Here is a 19,395-nt window from a genome sequence, read left to right as displayed (position 1 = left end):
AGCCGCCTGGCGAGCCGGCACCTCTCAGCCCTTCACCGCCCCCGACGCCAGACCGGTGACCAGGAACTTCTGCACCAGGTAGAACACCGCGATGGCCGGGATGGCCACCAGGATCGACGCCGCTGCCAAGTGGCCCCACTCGGTGCGGTTCTGCTGCACGAACACCTGGAGGCCCACGGCCAGCGTCTTCGACTCGTCAGCCGCCGACAGGAACGCCGACGCGAAGGCAACCTCGCCCCACGCCGTCAGGAACGCGTAGAACGCCGTGACCGCCAGGCCCGGCTTGGCGAGCGGCAGGATGAGCCGCCAGAAGACGCCGAACGGTGACAGGCCGTCCACCCTCCCCGCCTCGTCGATGTCGGTGGGAACGGTGTCGAAGTAGCCCTTGAGCATGTAGGTGCAGAACGGGACCGCGGTCGTGCAGTACACGAGCACCAGGCCGAACTGCTGGCCTTGCAGGCCCAGCGCCAGCAGGATGTTGTAGAGCGGCACGATCAGCACCGCGAACGGGAACATCTGCACGACCAGGAACGAGAGCATCAGCGGGCGCTTGCCGGGGAACCTGAAGCGGCTCGCGGCGTAGCCGGTGGTGGCCGACAGGAAGACCGCGATGACGGTCGTCATCAGGGCGATGGTCACCGAGTTGGCGAACCACGTGAGGAAGCTGCCCTTCTCACCGGACAGGATCCTGGCGTAGTTGTCCAGGGAGGACTCGTTGACGAGCTTCGGCGTCGTCTCGACCGCGCGCGCGTCCGGCTTGAACGACGTGACCAGCACCCAGAAGACCGGGAAGACGGCGATCAGCGACGCGACCACCAGGGTCGCGTGCAGTGCGACGCTGGCGCCCTTGGACCTGGCGTCGCGCTTGTGCGCCACGCGGTCCGGGCGGACCACCTGGAGCGAACTGGCGTCGAGCGTCATCACCACACCTCGCCTTGCTTGCGCAGCGCGCGCCGGTAGACGCCCGCGAACACCAGGAGCACCGACAGGACCAGCACGCCGTAGGTCGACGCGACGGCGTAGTCGCGGGTGGCGGACGAGAAGAAGCGTTCGAACGCGTAGGTGACCAGGATCCTGGTGTTCGGGTTCGGACCGGTGATCAGGTAGATGATCGCGAACATGTTGAACGTCCAGATGATGCCGAGCAGCACCACCGTGCTGGACACCGAGCGCAGACCGGGCAGCGTGATGTGCCGGAAGCGCTGCCACGGCGTGGCGCCGTCCACCTCCGCGGCCTCGTAGAGGTCGCCGGGGATGGCCTGGAGGCCGCCGAGCAGCGCCACCATCATGAACGGCACGCCCAGCCAGACGTTGACGATCACGACGGCGACGAGCGCCCAGTCGTTCTGGCCGAGCCAGACCGGAGGGTCGTCGACGCCGATGGCGCGCAGGCCCTGGTTGATGATGCCGTACTGCGCGTTGAACATGTACTTCCAGGTGAACGCGCTGATGAACGCGGGCACCGCCCACGGCAGGATCAGCAGCACCCGGTAGACCGCGCGGCCCTTGACCTCGCGGTTGAGCAGCAGCGCCAGGCCGAGGCCGATCGTGTAGTGGAAGAACACGCAGGAGAACGTCCAGATGAGCGTCCGGACCAGGGTGGACCAGAAGCTGCCGTAGCTGGGGTCTCCGGAGAGGACGTTGAGGTAGTTGCGCAGGCCCACCCCGGCGTAGGTCGCCGCCCGGTCGAGGACCGGGTTGGCGATGTTGCCCTCGTTGATGTTGGTGAAGGTGAAGAACACGCCCTGCGCGAGCGGGTACAGCACCAGTACGGCGATGACGACCACGACGGGCAGCACCATCGCGTAGGCGTACCAGTGGCGTTCCAGGAACCTGCGCACCGAAAACCCCTTCCCTGACCGGGGGACGCCGCGGGCCCGGAGGCCCGCGGCGGTCCCATCAGCCGATCGAGTACTCGGTGACGACCTGGTCCTTGTACGCCTTGGCGACCTCGTCGAGCGCGGCCTTGGCGTCCTTCTTGCCCGCGAGGAAGTCCGCGTAGGCGATCTTCAGCGGGTCGAACAGCTGACCGCCCTCGGGGATCCACGGGCGGGCGTGCGCGGCCTTGGCGACCGGCTCGAAGGCGGCCACGACGGGCTGGGCCTTCACGTCGGCGTTCTCGTACGCGGTCTTGCGCGTCGGCAGGAGCCCCAGCTCCTTCGCGACCCGCACCTGGGCGTCGGTGGCGCTCATGCACTGGATGAACTTGATCGACGACGCCTTCGCCTTGGTGCCCTGGCGGATGACGTAGTCGTGGCCGCCGACGGGCGCGCTGCCCCCGCCCGCGGTGTCGCCGGGGACCGGGGCGATGCCGAGGTTCGCGGCGTCGGTGAACGCCGTGCCCTTGAGGTAGTCGGCGACCGACCACGGGCCGTTGACGACCATGGCGACCTCACCGGAGGAGAAGCCGGCCTGCATGTTGTTGTAGGAGTTGCTCGGGTCCAGCGCGGTGGACGCCGCCTTCGCGTCGAGCAGGCCCTTCGCGGTCTCCAGCGCCTTCACGTTCTCCGGCGAGTTGACCACGATCTTCTTCGCGTCGGCGTCGACCAGGTCGCCGCCCGCGCCGTAGATGAAGGGCAGCGCGTAGTAGGCGTCGTTGTTGAGGAAGAACGACTTCTCGCCGCCGAGCTTGGCCGCCGCGTCCTTCAGCTCAGCCCACGTCTTCGGCGGCGTGACGCCCGCCGCGGCGAGCAGCTTCTTGTTGTAGAACAGCGCGAGCGAGTCGGTGACCTGGGGGACGCCGTAGGACTTGCCCTCGAACTTCGTGGACCCGAGCGGGGTTTCCAGGAAGTCGCCGGTGTCCTTGGCCAGCTCGGTGTCGCTGAGGTCGAGGACCAGGGAGTTCTTCGCGAGCTGCGGCACCCAGGCGACCTCGGCGCGGAACACGTCCGGCCCCTGCCCGCCCTGGGCGGCGGTCTTGTAGTTGTTGAGCGCGGCGTCGAAGGCGACCGTCTCGGTCTTGACCTTGTAACCGCCCTTGGTCGCGCACTCCTCCGCGATCTTGGTGAACACCGGGCTCTCGTTGGGACCGCTGGTGTCCCAGAACGTGACCTCACCGGAGTCCGATCCCGCGTCCGTCGAGCCTCCACCGCCGCACGCGGTGAGGACGAGAGCGCCGGTCAGACAGGCCGCCGTGGCTGTCACGAGGGTTGTACGTCGCATCGTTGCTGTCGTTCCCTCCTGCTTGCCTCACCGACGTGTCGACGACGAGGATCTTGCAAGGATTTGCATCAAGGTTGACGCGGATTTCATACCCGTGAACCCCCACTGGTCAAGGGTTTCCCCGTAGTTGTGCCTTAACGGATGAGACCATGTGTGTTAATCCGAGGCTGTTCGGGTGTTTCGGTTGCAAGAACTTGCTGCCGCGAGCACTCTTGGCCCAACAGGAGGAGGCGCGGTGTCGGGTCTGTCGGAGATCGCCAGGGCGGCGGGGGTGAGCATCTCGACGGTCAGCCGGGTGCTGAACCGCAGGGCGGGCGTCAACGAGGAGACCCGCCAGCGGGTGCTGGCCGTGCTGACCGACATGCCGTACACCCCGCGCGGGCTCGGCGCCCTCCAGCGGACCGGCGTGATCGGCCTGCTCGTGCCGGAGCTGTCGAACCCGGTGTTCCCGGCCTTCGCCGAGGCCCTGGAGACGAGGGCGGCCCGCCTGGGCTACTCGTCGCTGCTGTGCAACACCCGCGGCACCGGGACGGCCGCGATGGGCGAGGAGGAGTACGTCCGGATGCTCCTCGCCAGGGGCGTCGAGGGCATGGTGTTCGTGTCGCCGGAGATCACCAACGTCGAGGTGCCGCTCGGCAGGGCGCCGCAGCCGAGCTACTACGCCAAGCTGCTGGCCGACGGGGTGCACATGGTGTTCCTCAACGGGGCCACGCCCTCGCTGGACGTGCCGGACGTCACGGTCGACGAGCAGCTGGCCGGGTACGCCGCGACCAAGCACCTGATCCAGCTCGGCCACCGGCGGATCGGCTTCGTGTCCGGCCCGTCGCGGTCGCTGCCGTCGCGGCTCAAGCGCGCGGGCTGGGCCGCCGCGCTGGAGGAGCGGTCGCTGCCCGCGGAGTCGGCGTTCGTCGCGCACGGCCCGTTCGGGCCGCACGGCGGGGCGTCCGCCGTGGCCGCGCTGCTGGACACCGTCCGGCCGACCGCGGTGATCTGCTCGTCGGACCACATGGCGCTCGGCGCGCTGCGGGAGGCCCACCAGCGTGGGCTCTCGGTGCCGGAGGACCTGTCGATCGTGGGGTTCGACGACATCCCGCTGGCGTCGTACTGCTCGCCCTCGCTGACGACGCTGGCGCAGCCGATCGAGGAGATGGCGGGCGCCGCCGTGGACGAACTCGTGAACCGGCTCGATCCGGACAGGAGGAGGCGCGGATCGGGCAACTACACGAGGGTGTTCCGCCCCAAGCTGGTGGTGAGGGAGTCGACGGCCCCTCCCCGACGGCCCTAAATTGGTCTGGACCAAATTCTGCGAACGCAAGACGGTCCGACCTGCGCATACGCAGTAACCTCGTGACGCGCGTCCCGACTTGCTTCAGTAATTGGTTCTGAACCGTTACGGTCACTCCATGGCGCGGTCGATGCATGTGCGACGTCCTGCGACGCTGGCCTCCTTGGCCGCTGAGCTGGGCGTTTCCCGGACAACGGTGTCCAACGCGTACAACCGGCCCGACCAGCTCTCGCCAGAGCTGCGTCGACGGGTGTTGGAGACAGCAAGGCGGCTCGGATATCCGGGCCCGGACCCCGTGGCCCGGTCACTCCGGACCCGAAAAGCGGGCGCGGTCGGGCTGCTGCTCACCGAGAACCTGTCCTACGCGTTCCGCGACCCGGCGGCGCTCGGTTTCCTGGAGGGCCTCGCGCTGGCGTGCGAGGACGCGGGGACCGGGCTGATGCTGATCCCGGCGAGCCCGGAGCGCGAGGACGTGGCGGCGGTGCACCGCGCGGGCGTGGACGGCTTCGTCGTCTACTCCGTGCCGGACGACGACCCCCACCTGGCGGCCGTCCTCGAACGGCCGGTGCCGACCGTCGTCTGCGACCAGCCGGACATCGGCAACGTCGACCGGGTCGGCATCGACGACCGGTCCGCGATGAACGAGCTGGCGCAGCACCTGATCGCGATGGGCCACCGGCGCGTCGGCGTCGTCTGCATGCGCCTGGCGCGCGACCGCAACGACGGCTACGTGTCCGTCGACCGGCAGCACGCGGCCCACTTCCACGTCCAGCGCGCCCGCCTCGCGGGCCTCGCGATGGCGTTCAGCGAAGCGGGCGTCGACTGGTCGCAGGTGCCGGTCGTCGAGCGGTTCGACCACAACACGGCGTCCGGCGAGGCCGCCGCGGCCCAGGTGCTCGACCGCGACCCGACCATCACGGCGCTGATCTGCACCTCGGACATCCTGGCGCTGGGCGCGATGAACGAGGCCAAGCGCCGCGGGCTGCGCGTGCCGGAGGACCTGACGATCACCGGGTTCGACGGCATCCAGGAGGCCGAGCGCGCGGGCCTCACCACGGTGCGCCAGCCGGTGCTGGAGAAGGGGCGCGCCGCGGGCAAGCTCCTGCTCGACGTCGGTGAGCGCACCCGGCCCCGGTCGGTGAACCTCAGCACCGAACTCATCGTCGGCACGACCGCCGCGGCTCCCCGGACGATCACCGAGGAGCGCTGGTTCGGTCCGTGATCAGCTCAGCCTGAACACCACGGGGTTGCCCGCCTTGCCCGCGACCTTCGCGGTCAGCAGGTAGTCGCCCGGCCCGACCCGGCTGTGGGTGCGGCAGCCCTCGTCCGAGGTGCTGCCCGCCCAGGTCAGGCCGTAGGTGAACTGCTCGTTCGGCTGCATCACCCGCACCTCGCTGCCCTCGGTCGCGAAGCAGTGGTTGCTCGACCACAGCTGCGTCGAACCGTCCGCGCTGGTCACGACCAGTTCGCGGAGGGAACGGCCGATGTCCTTCGTGCACGGCAGCTGGCCGACGTTCACGATCTGGATCTTGAACTCGGGCTGCTGGCCGACCTCGTAGCTCGGCTTGCCGACCTCCGCGACGACGTTGATCGCCGCGTCGTCGCACGGGGCGGGTGGGCCGGGCGGCGGGGTCGGCGACGCCACCACGGGCGGTGGCGGCGGAGGGGTCGTGCTGGAACTGCTGGACGCCGCCGTCGACGGCGGCGTTGACGGTGGCGTCGACGTCACGGCCTGGAGCTCCGGCTGCGGGTCGGAACGCCCCACGAGGCTCGCGACCAGCCAGATCGTGAGGAGCAGGGCGACGAGGGCCGCGCCGAGCGCTATCGCTCGACGACGCCGGTACACCGTGGCAGGCCGTGGCCCTGTGGGCTCGATCACGGAACAGACGGTAACCGGGCGGGCGTGCCGCGAGCGGGACGCTGGAGTAACCCGATGCGGTGAAAGGTGACGTTCACCGAAAGCTCTTGGCACCCGGAGCAGGAACGGTTGCAATGGACAGGAACAGTCCAGGACAGGGAGGTGTGCCGTGACCGCGATCGACGAGTTGCTGCGCCGCAACGACGAGTTGGGCAACGTCGTGCCAGGCGACCGCTCCACACCCAAACCCTCGATGCAGGTGGCGATCCTGACCTGCATGGACTCGCGCATCCGGGTCTTCGAGATCTTCGGCCTGAAGCAGGGCGAGGCGCACGTGCTGCGCAACGCGGGCGGCGTGGTCACCGACGACATGATCCGGTCGCTGGCGCTGTCGCAGCGGAAGTTGGGGACCAGGGAGGTGCTGTTGGTGCACCACACCAACTGCGGGTTGGAACTGGTCACCGAGGACGGGTTCAAGGACGAACTGGAATCGGATTCCGGAATGCGGCCGACGTGGGCGGTAGAGGCTTTCCGGGAGGTGAAGGACAGTGTGCGGGGGTCTATGAACCGGCTTCGGCACAGTGCGTTCTTGCCGTTCAAGGATGGTGTGCGGGGGTTTGTCTACGACGTGCGGACCGGAGCTTTGACCGAGGTGATCTAGGGGTCTGGTTGCGGCGAGGTCCTGAGTAGCTGCTGGTCCCGGTGCGTCCGGTAACCGCCGGTTCCAGTGCATGGGGTAACCGCTGGCCCCGGCGCATTGGATAGCCGCCGGTTCCGTCGGATCGGGTAGGTGCCGGTTGCAGCGCATTGGGTAGCTGCCCCGGTCCCAGCGGTGGTGGCCGATTTGACTCGGGGACCCCTCGATTCGCCCCTTGATCGGGCTTGCGGGCAGGGGCGGTGGCCTGCCCGATCCACCAGGGCAAGGGGCAAATCCCCCGAGTAAAATCGGCCACTGCTCTAGGGAAGGCGTGGCTCCCTGTTCGTTGGGTCTGGTATCGAGACCAGGCTGATGATGTGGCGGGTTCTTGCAACCTTTTGTTCGGACGTTTGTTTTGTTACTGTTTTTTCGATTTCTTCGATCATTTTTTTGAATTCTTCTTCTGTTAGCCACACTGCTGCTTGGCGGTAGACGACTCCGTCCGCGGTCGAGACCGCGCCCTCGTTCTTCAGGTAGCGGTCGAAGTCGCCCAGCAGTGATGCCGTGAAGGCCGTGAACGCGCGGCGGTGGTCTTCACTGGTCATGGTCGCCCTTGCCGCCGGGTCCACCAGTGCTTCTTCCTTGCGCACGCGGTAGCTGCGTTCGATCGTGCCGCGCACCCGCTTCTCGTCCACGACCTCCAGCACTCCGCCTTCCGCCAGCGTGGCGACGTGGCGGTACATGGTGGCCGGCGCGATGTCGGGCAGGCGCTCCCGCAGTTGTGCGGTGGTGAGCGGGTCGGCGTCGTAGAGGGCTTGCAGGATGCGCATGCGCACCGGGTGCAGGAGGAGGTCCGCTGTGGCCATGGACCAATGTTCTCATGTGCGATAACGTTCTCATAGTTGAGAATATTTGTGCTGGGAGTGATGGGAGATGGGTGTGCGGGACGTCGAGGTGTCTCTCGCCGCTGATGACGGTGTGGTGCTGGCCGGGACGTTGACCCTGCCCGCCGGTGAGGGGCCGCACCCCGCCGTTCTGCTGTTGCACGGGTCCGGGCGGCTCGATCGCGAGGGCAACGCGGGCAGGGTGCGCCTCGGGCTCGGGTCGTCGTTGGCCGCCGCGCTGGCGCGGGTCGGGGTCGCCACGCTGCGGTACGACCGGCGCGGGGTCGGTGGTACGCCCGGTGACTGGCGGTCGGTGGGGTTCGACGACAACCGGCGTGACGCCGAGGCCGCGTTGCGGGCCCTGGCCGCGCGGAGTGATGTCCGGACCGGTGCCGTGGGCGTGGTGGGGCACAGCGAGGGTGCCGTGCACGCCATGTCGCTCGGCGGGTTGCCCGGGGTCGCGGCGGTGGTGTTGTTGGCGGGCTTCGCGCGTCGGGGTGAGGACGCTCTGCGGTGGCAGGCGGAGAAGGTCGCCGGTGGGCTTCCCGCGCCGTTGCGGCCTGTGGCGCGGGCGCTGGTCGGGCGGCAGGTGGCGCGGGTCGAGGCGAGCGGTGCGGACGTGGTGCGGGTGTTCGGGATGCGGCTGAACGCGCGGTGGATGCGGGAGATGCTGGTCCACGACCCGCGTTCCGCACTGGCGGCCGTTCGGGTTCCCGTGCTGGCGGTCACGGGTGAGAAGGACGTGCAGGTGGACGCGGCCGATCTGGACGTGATCCGCGACCTGGTGCCCGGCGACGTCGAGGTCCACCGGGTTCCGGACCTCACGCACCTGCTGCGCCTCGACCACGGGGTGCCGTCGGTGCGCTCCTACCCCCGGTTGCTGCGCGGTCCCGTGGACGCCGACCTGCTCGCGCGGGTGGCGGGGTGGCTCGCGCACCGATTGGACGAGGCGTCCCCCCATCGCTGACGCTGGGGCCGTGAACTCCGGTCGGTCGTGGTGGGTCGGGCTGGTCGCGCTGGTGACCGGCGTGCAGTACCCCGTGCTCGAAGCGGTCGCGGCGTCCGCGTGGACCGGTCCCCCGTACCGCTACCCCGTCGACTACATCAGCGACCTCGGCGCCTCCGGTTCGCCGCTCGCGGTGGTGATGAACGCGGCGTTCGTGCTCCAGGGCCTCGGGTTCCTGGTCGTGGGGCTCGTGGTCGCGAGGCGGGCCGGTGGAGCGCGGCGTCACCTGCTGGTCGTCTTCACCGCCTGCCACGCCGTCGGCAACGTCCTGGTCGCGGGATTCCCCAGTTCCTCTGGCTCGGTGCTCCACGTGGTCGGCGCGGTGTTGGCGATCGTGGGCGGCAACCTGGCCGCGATCACCGCGTCGCACGTCCGCTGGTTGGCCCTTCCGCCGGCGCTGGGGCTGGTGAGCGCGCTGTTCATCAGCCGGAGCGAGTTCCACGGGCTGTGGGAGCGCGGCAGCGTCTACTCGATCACGCTGTGGGAGATCGCCTTCGGCGTCGTCCTGCTCCTGGCCCACCGGCGGGAGCGGGCCGGGCGCCGCCTGGGAGAATCGGCGGCGTTATGAGCCTGGATACGGAGTTGGTCCTCGACTGGTTCGCCGACACCGCCCGCGACCTGCCCTGGCGGCGGCCGGAGTGCACGGCGTGGGGCGTGCTGGTCAGCGAGATCATGTTGCAGCAGACGCCCGTGGCGCGGGTGGAGCCGATCTGGCGCGAGTGGTTGGAGCGGTGGCCGCTGCCGTCCACGATGGCCGCCGCGTCGCAGGGCGAGGTCGTGCGGGCGTGGGGGAAGCTCGGCTACCCCCGGCGGGCGCTGCGGTTGCACGCCGCCGCGGCGGTGATCGCGGCCGAGCACGACGACGTCGTTCCGTCCGATGTGGACACCCTGTTGGGGCTGCCGGGCATCGGCGCCTACACGGCGCGGGCGGTGGCGGCCTTCGCCTACGGGCAGAAGGTTCCGGTGGTGGACACGAACGTGCGGCGGGTCGTCGCGCGGGCGGTGCACGGGGCCGCGGACGCCGGTCCGCCGTCGACGACGCGGGACCTCGCGGACGTCGACGCGCTGCTGCCCGACGAGCGGGCTGCCGTCTACTCGGCCGCGCTGATGGAACTCGGGGCGTTGATCTGCACGGCGCGCGCGCCGAAGTGCGCCGACTGCCCGGTGTTCGGCGAGTGCGCGTGGCAGATCGCGGGCCGCCCGGCGTACGCGGGACCGGTGAAGGTGGCGCAGAAGTTCGCGGGCACGGACCGGCAGGTGCGCGGGCTGCTGCTGGACGTGCTGCGCGGCACCAGCGAAGCCGTGCCGAAGGCGAAGCTCGACGTCGTGTGGTCGGACGCGGGGCAGCGGGACAAGTGCCTGCACTCGCTGCTGGTCGACGGGCTGGTCGAGCAGACCGCGAGCGGCCTGTTCGCGCTCCCCGGCGAGCACCGCTGATGGCGCAGGCGGTCGTCGTCCTCTTCGACGACGAGGCCGACGCGGCCGTGCGGGCGCTGTGGCGGCGGCTGCGGGAGGTCGGCGTGCCGACCGACGAGAAGTTCCCCCCGCACCTCACCTACGCGCTGGCGGGGTCGATCCCGACCAGGGCGCGGGCCGCCCTGCGGGAGGAGCTGGGCAGGCTCTGGCTGCCCGGCATGGCGCTGGAGAACCTGTCGTCGTTCGCCACCAGCGAGAACGTGCTGATGCTGGCCGCCGTCGTGGACGCCGAACTGCTGGCGGTGCACTCGGCGGTCCACGACGTGCTGGCGCGCAAGGTGAAGCACCCGTCGGCGTACCACCTGCCGGGCCACTGGGTGCCGCACTGCACGCTCGCGGTGGGCCTGACCGACGAGCAGATGGTGGCCGGTTTCGCGGCGCTGCACCCGGTGCGGCCGATCAGGGCGAAGGTCGGGCGGGTGTGCGTGGTCGACTCGGCGACCGGCGAGGTCGACGACCTGGGTTAGCTCAGGAACGCCTCCACGGCGCCGCGGAACACCTCCGGGGCCTCGTCGTGGACGACGTGCCCCGACTCGGGCACGAGCAGGTGCCTGCCACCGGTCCGGCGGGCCATCTCGGCCATCTGGCCGGGCCGCATCCCGCCCCTGCCCGCCTCGATCGCCAGCAGGGGGCAGCGGACCGCGTCGACGTAGTGCCAGTAGTCGCGGACGCCCCACTCCGCGGCGATCTCGTACAGGTCCTCGATGCGCGCCAGCAGGTGGTAGCCGTCGTCGCGCTCCTCGAAGAACTCCTCCACCCTCGGCACGTCGATCACCGACCGCACGTGCGCCAGCGAGCGGAACGGGACGGGCCAGGCGTCGAAGTACCACTTCCAGTCGTCGACGGACTTGCCGGTGTTGTCCGGCACGACGTCCTCCACGACGATCGAGCTCACCAGGTCCGGGTGGGTGGCGGCCAGCCCGAGCGCGTGCAGGCCGCCCATCGAGTGGCCGATCACGACGGCGGGTCCGAGCCCCAGTCCGACCACGGCTTCCGCCGCGTCGGCGACGAAGTCCTCGGTGCGCCAAGGGCCGCCGCGCGCGTCGCGCCCGTGCCCGCGGGCGTCGACCGCGACCACCCGGCCGTAGCGGGTGAGCCACCGCGCGACCGTCCACCACGTGGTGGCGCGGCTCATCAGACCGTGCAGGAGGAGGATCCCTCGACCGGATCCGCCGAACTCGATGGTGCCCATGCGTGCATCATTGCGGCATGGCTATCAGCTCCAAGGCGCGCCCGTACCTGCTGATCGTCGCGCTCGTACTGGTGGTCGTCGGTGTGGTGGTCGCCAGGATCCCGGAGGGGACCGACCGGTCCACGGGGACGTCCTCGACGTCGGCGCCCCCGCCCGGTCCTCCCGGCGCGGGCGGTGACGGCGCCGGTGACCCGTACTACGCGACGGACGGCAACACGGGCTACGACGTGGACCGGTACGACATCGCCATCAGCTACGACCCGGCGACGAAGCGGCTGGACGGCGAGGCCACGATCACCGCGAAGGCCACCGCCGACCTCGACCGGTTCAACCTGGACCTGCACGAGTTGACGGTCAGCGACGTGCGGGTGGGGGACCAGGCCGCGAAGTTCGCGCAGGAGGGCGAGCACGAGCTGGTGATCACGCCCGCCTCGCCGCTGCCCGCGAACCAGCCGTTCACCGTGGTCGTGACCTACGGCGGTGAGCCGCGGACGTTCGACGACAAGGCGCTCGGCACCAGCGGGTGGCAGATCTCGTCCTCCGGCGGGGCGTTCGCCGCGGGCGAGCCGCACTCCGCGACGTCGTGGTTCCCGGCGAACGACACCCCCAGGGACAAGGCGAGGTTCACGCTCGCGGCACGGGTGCCCAACGGCTGGTCGGTCATCGCCAACGGCCGCGAGGACGCCTCGTCGACCGCGGACGGCTGGACGACGTTCCGGTGGACCGAGGACACGCCGCTGGCGACGTACCTCGCGACCGTGGCGATCGACCGGTGGCAGGTCGACCGGTCGCAACTGCCCGACGGCACGGAGGTCGTGAACGCCTACGCGCCCGGCGCGGAGGGCAAGCGGGCGCAGCAGAACCGGCTGCCGGAGATCCTCGCGTTCCTGTCGGAGAAGTTCGGGCCGTACCCGTTCGACGAGGCGGGCGGCATCTACCTGGCCGACAACATCGGGTTCTCGCTGGAGACGCAGACGCGGCCGATCTACGCGCAGTGGGCCGACCTGGAGACCGTGGTGCACGAGAACGCGCACCAGTGGTTCGGCGACTCGGTGTCGTTGGAGAACTGGGCGGACATCTGCCTGAACGAGTGCTTCGCCAGCTACTCGCAGTGGATGTGGGCCGAGGCCAAGGAGGGCGCGAACCTCGACGACCGCTTCCGCGCCGAGGTCGAGAAGCGCCGGGACAGCACCACGTACTGGTCCCGCAAGCTCTACGACATGGGGCGGGGCAACGAGTTCCGCGGCGTGTACGACAAGGGCGTCCTGGCGCTGCACGCGCTGCGCAGGCAGATCGGCGACCCGGCGTTCGACCAGGTCCTCAAGGGCTGGACGTCCCAGCACAAGGACGGGAACGCGTCGTGGCCGGAGTTCGAGGAGCACGTGGAGAAGATCGCCGGGCAGGACCTCGCCGGGTTCTTCGAGGCCTGGTTCCGGGGTGACCAGCGTCCCTCCGACGAGTACCTGATGCCGGGCGCGTTGCGCCGATAGGCTGGGAACCATGGCAGTCGTGAAGATCAACGCGATCAAGGTTCCCGAGGGCGCGGGCCCCGAGCTGGAGAAGCGGTTCGCCGCCCGGCTGGGCTCGGTGGACTCCTCCCCCGGCTTCCTCGGGTTCGAGCTCCTCCGGCCCGTCGCGGGTGACGACCGGTACTTCGTCTACACCAAGTGGGAGACGGACGAGGACTTCGAGAACTGGAAGAACGGCGGCGCCCGCGAGGCCCACGCGGGCGAGCGCGCGAAGCCGGTGGCCAGCGGCGCCGACCTGCTCGAGTTCGAGGTCGTCCTCGGCTCCACGCCGACGAAGGATGCTTGACCGAGCCGCCGAGCTGCTCGCCCGTGCCGACGCGGTCCTCGTCTGCGCCGGCGCGGGCATGGGCGTCGACTCCGGTCTGCCGGACTTCCGGGGCGACCGGGGGTTCTGGCAGGCCTACCCGCCGTACGAGCGGCTCGGCCTGAGCTTCGTCGGACTGGCCGACCCCGCGCACTTCGTCGACGACCCGGCCCTGGCCTGGGGCTTCTACGGGCACCGGATGCACCTCTACCGCGACACCGTGCCGCACACCGGGTTCGAGCTGCTGCGCCGGTGGGGTGCCGAGCAGCGGGTGTTCACCTCCAACGTGGACGGGCAGTTCCAGCGGGCCGGGTACGCCCACGTCGCCGAGGTGCACGGGTCGATCCACCACCTCCAGTGCGTGGAGCCGTGCACGGACGACGTCTGGTCCGCCGCCGACCTGTCCGTGGCGGTCGACCCGGAGACCATGCGCGCCCTCGACCCGTTGCCGACCTGCCGCAACTGCGGCGGGCTGGCCCGGCCGAACATCCTGATGTTCGGCGACCACGACTGGATCGGCGACCGGAGCCAGGCGGCGCTGGACGAGCTGACGACGTGGCGCCGGGGGCTGACCGGGAAGTCGCTGGTGGTCGTGGAGATCGGTGCGGGGAGCGCCGTCCCGACCGTGCGGCGGCAGGCCGAGCTGGCGAGCGCGGCCACCGGGGCGCTCATCCGGATCAACCCGCGCGAACCCGAGGTGCGGCACGGGCGCGGGGTGTCGCTGCCGATGGGTGCCGTGGAGGCGCTCACGGAGTTGGCACGACGAACTTCGTGACCACCGCTCGGTGGTCGGTGCCGGAGATGGTCAGCACGCCGTAGGTGTCGACCGGGCAGCGGCTGTCGACCAGCACGTGGTCGATGGTCACCGGCGGCGGCCAGAACGCGCCCGAGGGCCACGTCGGCTCCAACCCCGCGCCGACCTCGTCGGCCGCGTCCACGTAGCCGTTGGCGAGGAGCCTGCGCAGGCCGACGTGGTCGAGGGTCGCGTTGAAGTCGCCCGCGAGGACGCGCGGCGGGCCGTTGACGTTCCGGTTCGGCAGCCCGGCCAGCTCCCGCTGCCAGGCTTCCGGCCCGTCGGTCACGACCGGCGGCGTCGCGTGCACGGAGACGACCTCGATGTCCTGCCTGCCCGGCAGGTCGACGAGCGCGCCGGGCTGCCGCATGGTGCCGGGCGGCGTCAACGCCTTGGCGGTCAGCGGGTAGCGCGAGGCGATCCCGGACCCGAACGCGCTCGGCGCGTCCTCGAACACCCGGTGCGGCAGGACCGTGCGGAGCCCGGCCCGGTCCAGCGCGCCGACCGACTCCGTCGTCAGCTCCTGGAGGGTCAGCACGTCGACGCGGTTGTCCCGCACGGCCGCCACGACGTCGACCGCGTCGGCCCGGCCGAACAGCATGTTGATCGACATCACCCGGACCTCGGTGCCGATCCCGTTCGGCCGGGAGTCGGGGAACGCCCTCGGCGCCACGGCCGCGACCATCACGATGGCCACCAGCAGCACGACTGTGCCCGCCGCCCACCGCCGCAGCAGCAGCGCGAAGCAGCCCAGCAGCACCCCTGCGGCCGTCGTGTACGGCGTCAGGGCGGTCGTCGCGACCGTGTAGCGGGTGCCGTCGATCCCCAGCAGCCGCAGTCCGGCCGCGCCGAGGAAGGCGATGGTCAGCAGGACGACGAGGGCCGACAGCGCACCGCCGCCCACCCGCCGTCGCCTGGGCACTTCGGTGTCGACCACCGGACCAGTCTGCCCGAGCGGCCGTCCTCACCGGCCGGGATTGGGCGGATGCGCAGGTCAGCGGGTGTGTGTGCCTGCGCAGGCAGCTAAAATCCGGCGGATGGACACCCCGCGCGCCCTCACCCCGCCCGAAGAGGACCTGTGGCGCGCGTTCGCCAGGGTCCTGAACGTCCTGCCGCGCGTGATCGACGTCGAGCTCCAGACCAAGGCCAACATCACCGCGCCCGAGTACGTGGCGCTGTCGAACCTGGGCGACGCCCGCCCGGACGGCCTGCGGATCAGCGAGCTGGCGGCCCGCGTCGGCCTGTCGGCCAGCCGGGTCAGCAGGCTGGCCGACAGCCTCGTGCGGCGCGGTGAGGTCGACCGCCACCAGGACCCCGACGACGCCCGCGGCCACCGGCTCACGATCACCGACGCGGGCCTCACCAGGATCGAGGCGGCCTGGCCGCACCAGGTCGACAGCGTTCGCCGCAACGTGCTCGACCACGTCGACGAGGCCGACTACGAGGTCCTGACGCGGACGCTGCGGGCCATCGTCGAGTAGGCGGGGGTCACGACCGGAACAGCCGCGGCTGCCCGTCCGACGCCGTCAGCCCGCCGTCGACCGGCAGGTTGACCCCGGTGACGAACCGGGCGTCCTCGCTCGCCAGGAACACGATCACGTCCCCGACCTCCTCGGCCTCGGCCGCGCGCCCCATCGGGATGGCCGCGGCGAACGCCTCGGACACCCCGGCCGTGGCGCGGAACGCGTCCGTCATCGCGGTCACGGTCAGGCTGGGGCACACCGCGTTGACCCGCACCCCGTCCCGGCCGTGGTCCAGCGCCATCGCACGGGTCAGGTTCGACACCCCGCCCTTGGCCGCGTTGTAGGCGACGGCGGAGTAGTCCCCGCCGATCCCGGCCACCGACGAGACGTTGACGATGTTCCCGCGCGTCTCCCTGAGGTGCTTCACGGCGGCCCGCGAGGCGAAGAACACCGAGTCCAGGTTGGTGCCGACGATGTGCCGCCACATCTCCGTCGTGGTCTCCTCCGCGCTGGCCAGTCCCGCCGCGCCCGCGTTGTTGACCAGCACGTCGAGCCGTCCGTAGGTGCGGGCCACCTCCTCCACGAACTCGGTCACGGCCACCTCGTCGGACACGTCGACGACCCTGGTGTCGATCTCCCCGGCCCGCGCCGCCACGGCGTCGAGCGTCGCCCTGGTCCGCCCGGCCACGACCACCCGCGCCCCCTCCGCCGCGAACCGCAGCGCCGCGGCGGCACCGATCCCCGACCCACCGCCCGTGACGATGACGACCTTGCCCTCGAACCTGCTGCCCATCGCTGCTCCCTTGGTCGGACCTCTGACCAGAAAACATATGCGTGCGCACGCATATTCCCGGCCGGTGAAGTCCCCGGCCGTGATCCCCCCTGGACGCACCCCCCTGGACGTGCGAAGCGCCCCCGGCCGTGACCGGGGGCGCTTCGCGGTGGTGCTGTGCTGGTGGCGACTACTCGCCGACCGCCTCGTCACCGGCGGACTCACTGCCCGCGGACGCGGACAGCTCGACCGGCGGGGAGTCGGGGACGCGGTTGGGCTTGGGCTCGCCGCGGAAGACGAAGTGCGCCTTGTCGTCCGGGGTGCCTTCGCCGTCCCAGCCCTCGACGTCGGTGAGGACGATCTGACCGGCCGTGAGCTCGCCGAACAGGATCTTCTCCGACAGGGCGTCCTCGATCTCGCGCTGGATCGTGCGACGCAGCGGGCGAGCGCCGAGCACGGGGTCGAAGCCACGGGTGGCCAGGAGCTTCTTGGCCCTGTCCGTGAGCTCGATCGCCATGTCCTTGTTCTTCAACTGCGCCTCGACGCGGTTGATCATCAAGTCCACCATCTCGATGATCTGGTCCTGCGTGAGCTGGTGGAAGACGATGATGTCGTCGATGCGGTTGAGGAACTCCGGCCTGAAGTGCTTCTTCAGCTCGTCGTTGACCTTGTTCTTCATGCGCTCGTAGTTCGACGCGCCGTCCTGGCCGGTGGTGAAGCCGAGCCCCACGGCCTTGGAGATGTCCGACGTGCCCAGGTTGGACGTGAAGATGATGACGGTGTTCTTGAAGTCCACCGTCCGGCCCTGACCGTCGGTCAGACGCCCGTCCTCAAGCACCTGGAGCAGCGTGTTGTAGATCTCCTGGTGCGCCTTCTCGATCTCGTCGAAGAGCACGACGGAGAACGGCTTGCGGCGCACCTTCTCGGTGAGCTGGCCGCCCTCTTCGTACCCGACGTAGCCGGGAGGGGCACCGAACAGCCGCGACGCGGTGTACCGGTCGTGGAACTCACCCATGTCGATCTGGATGAGCGCGTCCTCTTCGCCGAACAGGAACTGCGCGAGCGCCTTGGACAGCTCGGTCTTACCCACACCGGACGGGCCGGCGAAGATGAACGAGCCGGACGGGCGCTTCGGGTCCTTCAGACCCGCACGCGTGCGGCGGATCGCCTTGGAGACGGCCTTGACGGCGTCGACCTGACCGATGATCCGCTTGTGGAGCTCTTCCTCCATGCGGAGCAGACGGGTGGTCTCCTCCTCGGTGAGCTTGAAGACGGGGATGCCGGTCCAGTTCGCCAGCACTTCGGCGATCTGCTCGTCATCGACCTCGGCGACGACGTCGAGGTCACCGTCCTTCCACTGCTTCTCGCGCTCGGCCTTCTGACCCAGCAGGGTCTTCTCGGCGTCCCGCAGCTTCGCGGCGCGCTCGAAGTCCTGCGCGTCGATGGCCGACTCCTTGTCCCTGCGGACGTCGGCGATCTTCTCGTCGAACTCGCGCAGGTCCGGCGGAGCGGTCATCCGGCGGATGCGCATCCGCGCGCCCGCCTCGTCGATGAGGTCGATCGCCTTGTCCGGCAGGAACCGGTCGTTGATGTACCGGTCGGCCAGCGTGGCGGCCGCGACCAGCGCGGAGTCGGTGATCGAGACGCGGTGGTGCGCCTCGTACCGGTCGCGGAGACCCTTGAGGATCTCGATCGTGTGCTCCAGCGACGGCTCGCCGACCTGGATCGGCTGGAACCGGCGCTCCAGGGCCGGGTCCTTCTCGACGTACTTGCGGTACTCGTCGAGCGTGGTCGCGCCGATGGTCTGGAGCTCACCGCGGGCCAGCATCGGCTTGAGGATGCTGGCGGCGTCGATCGCGCCCTCGGCGGCACCCGCACCCACGAGGGTGTGGATCTCGTCGATGAACAGGATGATGTCGCCGCGGGTGCGGATCTCCTTGAGCACCTTCTTCAGGCGCTCCTCGAAGTCACCGCGGTAGCGGGAACCGGCGACCAGCGAGCCGAGGTCAAGCGTGTAGAGCTGCTTGTCCTTGAGCGTCTCGGGCACCTCGCCCTTGACGACCATCTGCGCCAGGCCCTCGACGACGGCGGTCTTGCCGACGCCGGGCTCGCCGATGAGCACCGGGTTGTTCTTGGTGCGGCGGGACAGCACCTGCATGACCCGCTCGATCTCCTTGGAGCGACCGATGACCGGGTCGAGCTTGCCCTCGCGCGCGCTGGCGGTGAGGTTGCGCCCGAACTGGTCGAGCACCAGGGACGACGAGGGAGTGCCCTCACCGCGACCGCTGGACTCGGTCGGCTCCTTGCCACCGGAGTAGCCGGACAGGAGCTGGAGCACCTGCTGGCGGACCCGGTTGAGGTCGGCGCCGAGCTTCACCAGGACCTGCGCCGCGACGCCTTCGCCCTCGCGGATCAGGCCGAGCAGGATGTGCTCGGTGCCGATGTAGTTGTGGCCGAGCTGAAGCGCTTCGCGCAGGGACAGCTCGAGGACTTTTTTCGCTCGTGGGGTGAAGGGGATGTGACCGCTCGGGGCCTGCTGGCCCTGGCCGATGATTTCCTCGACCTGCTGGCGGACACCTTCGAGGGCGATCCCCAACGACTCCAGCGCCTTGGCGGCGACACCTTCACCCTCGTGGATCAACCCCAGGAGGATGTGCTCGGTGCCGATGTAGTTGTGGTTGAGCATCCGGGCCTCTTCTTGGGCCAGGACAACCACCCGCCTCGCGCGGTCGGTGAACCTTTCGAACATTCGCACTCCCTGACTGCTGCGCCGGCGGTCCTCGGGCTCACCACTGGCAGACCGTGGAGAGCGCGGCACCGTGCCGACCACTGTAGTCGGCGGGGCCATCGCTCTCAGTTCCCGTGCGCAGCTCGCCGCCCTCGGGGATCTATGACACCAGCTACAACGCACGTTGTGCCAGGCAGATTCCGCTTGGGACCCGGTGTCCGCTTACCGCGAACAGCCACCCGTTCGGAGGAGCCTCCCGTGACCGGCGTCACTCGTGAGGCCCAACTGCGGATCATCTAGGTAAGG

At 70.0% G+C, this 19,395-nt stretch carries 20 protein-coding genes; 11 read left to right on the top strand and 9 right to left on the bottom strand.

Going from position 1 to position 19,395, the window contains the following annotated elements:
- Positions 1 to 24 precede the first annotated feature (24 nt).
- Genes VFZ92_RS07155 through VFZ92_RS07145 form a run of 3 tightly spaced genes read right to left on the bottom strand, consistent with a single transcriptional unit; the run spans position 25 to position 3,162 of the window.
- Positions 25 to 921 (bottom strand): carbohydrate ABC transporter permease, encoded by an 897-nt coding sequence (locus VFZ92_RS07155; protein WP_330874993.1) that lies wholly within the window; start codon positions 919 to 921, stop codon positions 25 to 27.
- On the bottom strand, positions 921 to 1,841 hold the full coding sequence (locus VFZ92_RS07150) for a sugar ABC transporter permease (RefSeq protein WP_330874992.1): 921 nt from the start codon (positions 1,839 to 1,841) through the stop codon (positions 921 to 923). Before VFZ92_RS07150 ends, VFZ92_RS07155 begins: the two co-directional genes overlap by 1 nt.
- 58 nt (positions 1,842 to 1,899) lie before the next feature.
- Entirely contained in the window at positions 1,900 to 3,162 is a 1,263-nt protein-coding gene (locus tag VFZ92_RS07145; RefSeq protein WP_330874991.1) for an extracellular solute-binding protein, read from the bottom strand.
- 235 nt (positions 3,163 to 3,397) lie between these two features.
- On the opposite strand from VFZ92_RS07145, the gene VFZ92_RS07140 reads away from it, so the two are divergent.
- Positions 3,398 to 4,447, top strand: a complete 1,050-nt coding sequence (locus VFZ92_RS07140) for a LacI family DNA-binding transcriptional regulator (protein ID WP_330874990.1) — start codon at positions 3,398 to 3,400, stop codon at positions 4,445 to 4,447.
- A 118-nt stretch (positions 4,448 to 4,565) separates the two neighbouring features.
- Positions 4,566 to 5,669, top strand: a complete 1,104-nt coding sequence (locus VFZ92_RS07135) for a LacI family DNA-binding transcriptional regulator (protein ID WP_330874989.1) — start codon at positions 4,566 to 4,568, stop codon at positions 5,667 to 5,669.
- Here the strand turns inward: VFZ92_RS07135 and VFZ92_RS07130 are convergent, their stop codons facing one another.
- Positions 5,670 to 6,326 carry a BsuPI-related putative proteinase inhibitor gene (locus VFZ92_RS07130; RefSeq protein WP_330874988.1) on the bottom strand — a complete coding sequence of 219 codons (657 nt, stop codon included), beginning with the start codon at positions 6,324 to 6,326 and terminating at the stop codon, positions 5,670 to 5,672.
- A gap of 148 nt (positions 6,327 to 6,474) precedes the next feature.
- Here VFZ92_RS07130 and VFZ92_RS07125 point away from each other — a divergent pair, with 148 nt between their 5' ends.
- Positions 6,475 to 6,966 (top strand): carbonic anhydrase, encoded by a 492-nt coding sequence (locus tag VFZ92_RS07125; RefSeq protein ID WP_330874987.1) that lies wholly within the window; start codon positions 6,475 to 6,477, stop codon positions 6,964 to 6,966.
- 296 nt (positions 6,967 to 7,262) lie between these two features.
- On the opposite strand, the gene VFZ92_RS07120 is transcribed toward VFZ92_RS07125, so the two are convergent.
- Positions 7,263 to 7,808: a helix-turn-helix domain-containing protein gene (locus tag VFZ92_RS07120; protein WP_330874986.1), complete on the bottom strand. Its 546-nt coding sequence runs from the start codon at positions 7,806 to 7,808 to the stop codon at positions 7,263 to 7,265.
- Positions 7,809 to 7,875: 67 nt separating this feature from the next.
- Between VFZ92_RS07120 and VFZ92_RS07115 the strand changes: the two genes are divergently transcribed.
- From VFZ92_RS07115 to VFZ92_RS07100, 4 genes are read left to right on the top strand one after another with little or no spacing between them, the layout of a single operon-like run.
- Positions 7,876 to 8,793 (top strand): alpha/beta hydrolase, encoded by a 918-nt coding sequence (locus VFZ92_RS07115; protein ID WP_330874985.1) that lies wholly within the window; start codon positions 7,876 to 7,878, stop codon positions 8,791 to 8,793.
- A gap of 10 nt (positions 8,794 to 8,803) precedes the next feature.
- On the top strand, positions 8,804 to 9,400 hold the full coding sequence (locus tag VFZ92_RS07110) for a DUF998 domain-containing protein (protein WP_330874984.1): 597 nt from the start codon (positions 8,804 to 8,806) through the stop codon (positions 9,398 to 9,400).
- Positions 9,397 to 10,269, top strand: coding sequence for an A/G-specific adenine glycosylase (locus tag VFZ92_RS07105; protein WP_330874983.1), 873 nt, complete (start codon positions 9,397 to 9,399; stop codon positions 10,267 to 10,269). The genes VFZ92_RS07110 and VFZ92_RS07105 overlap by 4 nt, the downstream gene beginning before the upstream one ends.
- Entirely contained in the window at positions 10,269 to 10,775 is a 507-nt protein-coding gene (locus VFZ92_RS07100) for a 2'-5' RNA ligase family protein (RefSeq protein ID WP_330874982.1), read from the top strand. The genes VFZ92_RS07105 and VFZ92_RS07100 overlap by 1 nt, the downstream gene beginning before the upstream one ends.
- On the opposite strand, the gene VFZ92_RS07095 is transcribed toward VFZ92_RS07100, so the two are convergent.
- Positions 10,772 to 11,500: an alpha/beta hydrolase gene (locus VFZ92_RS07095; protein WP_330874981.1), complete on the bottom strand. Its 729-nt coding sequence runs from the start codon at positions 11,498 to 11,500 to the stop codon at positions 10,772 to 10,774. The two genes, VFZ92_RS07100 and VFZ92_RS07095, sit on opposite strands and share 4 nt — an antisense overlap.
- A gap of 17 nt (positions 11,501 to 11,517) precedes the next feature.
- Here VFZ92_RS07095 and VFZ92_RS07090 point away from each other — a divergent pair, with 17 nt between their 5' ends.
- From VFZ92_RS07090 to VFZ92_RS07080, 3 genes are read left to right on the top strand one after another with little or no spacing between them, the layout of a single operon-like run.
- A complete protein-coding gene (locus tag VFZ92_RS07090; protein WP_330874980.1) occupies positions 11,518 to 12,990 on the top strand; it encodes a M1 family metallopeptidase in 1,473 nt (490 codons plus the stop codon).
- Between the two features lie 10 nt (positions 12,991 to 13,000).
- On the top strand, positions 13,001 to 13,315 hold the full coding sequence (locus tag VFZ92_RS07085) for an antibiotic biosynthesis monooxygenase (RefSeq protein WP_330874979.1): 315 nt from the start codon (positions 13,001 to 13,003) through the stop codon (positions 13,313 to 13,315).
- Complete coding sequence (locus VFZ92_RS07080) at positions 13,308 to 14,108, top strand: SIR2 family NAD-dependent protein deacylase (protein WP_330874978.1); 801 nt, start codon at positions 13,308 to 13,310, stop codon at positions 14,106 to 14,108. The genes VFZ92_RS07085 and VFZ92_RS07080 overlap by 8 nt, the downstream gene beginning before the upstream one ends.
- On the opposite strand, the gene VFZ92_RS07075 is transcribed toward VFZ92_RS07080, so the two are convergent.
- Complete coding sequence (locus VFZ92_RS07075; protein ID WP_330874977.1) at positions 14,080 to 15,063, bottom strand: endonuclease/exonuclease/phosphatase family protein; 984 nt, start codon at positions 15,061 to 15,063, stop codon at positions 14,080 to 14,082. The genes VFZ92_RS07080 and VFZ92_RS07075 overlap by 29 nt on opposite strands.
- A 100-nt stretch (positions 15,064 to 15,163) precedes the next feature.
- On the opposite strand from VFZ92_RS07075, the gene VFZ92_RS07070 reads away from it, so the two are divergent.
- Positions 15,164 to 15,607 carry a MarR family winged helix-turn-helix transcriptional regulator gene (locus VFZ92_RS07070; protein WP_330874976.1) on the top strand — a complete coding sequence of 148 codons (444 nt, stop codon included), beginning with the start codon at positions 15,164 to 15,166 and terminating at the stop codon, positions 15,605 to 15,607.
- A 7-nt stretch (positions 15,608 to 15,614) separates the two neighbouring features.
- Here VFZ92_RS07070 and VFZ92_RS07065 read toward each other — a convergent pair whose 3' ends face one another.
- Complete coding sequence (locus VFZ92_RS07065) at positions 15,615 to 16,382, bottom strand: SDR family oxidoreductase (RefSeq protein ID WP_330874975.1); 768 nt, start codon at positions 16,380 to 16,382, stop codon at positions 15,615 to 15,617.
- Between the two features lie 169 nt (positions 16,383 to 16,551).
- Positions 16,552 to 19,110 (bottom strand): ATP-dependent Clp protease ATP-binding subunit, encoded by a 2,559-nt coding sequence (locus VFZ92_RS07060; protein ID WP_330874974.1) that lies wholly within the window; start codon positions 19,108 to 19,110, stop codon positions 16,552 to 16,554.
- Positions 19,111 to 19,395: the final 285 nt, after the last annotated feature.

The organism is Umezawaea sp. (assembly GCF_036375055.1).
Taxonomy (GTDB): Bacteria; Actinomycetota; Actinomycetes; order Mycobacteriales; family Pseudonocardiaceae; genus Umezawaea.
The sequence above is the reverse complement of the archived record's forward strand: the minus strand, read 5'-3'. Positions and strand labels throughout refer to the sequence as shown.

What these genes read in the sequence shown, in the direction of transcription:
- VFZ92_RS07155 (WP_330874993.1), bottom strand. Translation starts at nt 921, where the DNA reads ATGACGCTCGACGCCAGTTCGCTCCAGGTGGTCCGCCCGGACCGCGTG.
- VFZ92_RS07145 (WP_330874991.1), bottom strand. Translation starts at nt 3,162, where the DNA reads ATGCGACGTACAACCCTCGTGACAGCCACGGCGGCCTGTCTGACCGGC.
- VFZ92_RS07135 (WP_330874989.1), top strand. Translation starts at nt 4,566, where the DNA reads ATGGCGCGGTCGATGCATGTGCGACGTCCTGCGACGCTGGCCTCCTTG.
- VFZ92_RS07120 (WP_330874986.1), bottom strand. Translation starts at nt 7,808, where the DNA reads ATGGCCACAGCGGACCTCCTCCTGCACCCGGTGCGCATGCGCATCCTG.
- VFZ92_RS07115 (WP_330874985.1), top strand. Translation starts at nt 7,876, where the DNA reads ATGGGTGTGCGGGACGTCGAGGTGTCTCTCGCCGCTGATGACGGTGTG.
- VFZ92_RS07105 (WP_330874983.1), top strand. Translation starts at nt 9,397, where the DNA reads ATGAGCCTGGATACGGAGTTGGTCCTCGACTGGTTCGCCGACACCGCC.
- VFZ92_RS07100 (WP_330874982.1), top strand. Translation starts at nt 10,269, where the DNA reads ATGGCGCAGGCGGTCGTCGTCCTCTTCGACGACGAGGCCGACGCGGCC.
- VFZ92_RS07095 (WP_330874981.1), bottom strand. Translation starts at nt 11,500, where the DNA reads ATGGGCACCATCGAGTTCGGCGGATCCGGTCGAGGGATCCTCCTCCTG.
- VFZ92_RS07090 (WP_330874980.1), top strand. Translation starts at nt 11,518, where the DNA reads ATGGCTATCAGCTCCAAGGCGCGCCCGTACCTGCTGATCGTCGCGCTC.
- VFZ92_RS07085 (WP_330874979.1), top strand. Translation starts at nt 13,001, where the DNA reads ATGGCAGTCGTGAAGATCAACGCGATCAAGGTTCCCGAGGGCGCGGGC.
- VFZ92_RS07080 (WP_330874978.1), top strand. Translation starts at nt 13,308, where the DNA reads ATGCTTGACCGAGCCGCCGAGCTGCTCGCCCGTGCCGACGCGGTCCTC.
- VFZ92_RS07070 (WP_330874976.1), top strand. Translation starts at nt 15,164, where the DNA reads ATGGACACCCCGCGCGCCCTCACCCCGCCCGAAGAGGACCTGTGGCGC.
- VFZ92_RS07065 (WP_330874975.1), bottom strand. Translation starts at nt 16,382, where the DNA reads ATGGGCAGCAGGTTCGAGGGCAAGGTCGTCATCGTCACGGGCGGTGGG.
- VFZ92_RS07060 (WP_330874974.1), bottom strand. Translation starts at nt 19,110, where the DNA reads ATGTTCGAAAGGTTCACCGACCGCGCGAGGCGGGTGGTTGTCCTGGCC.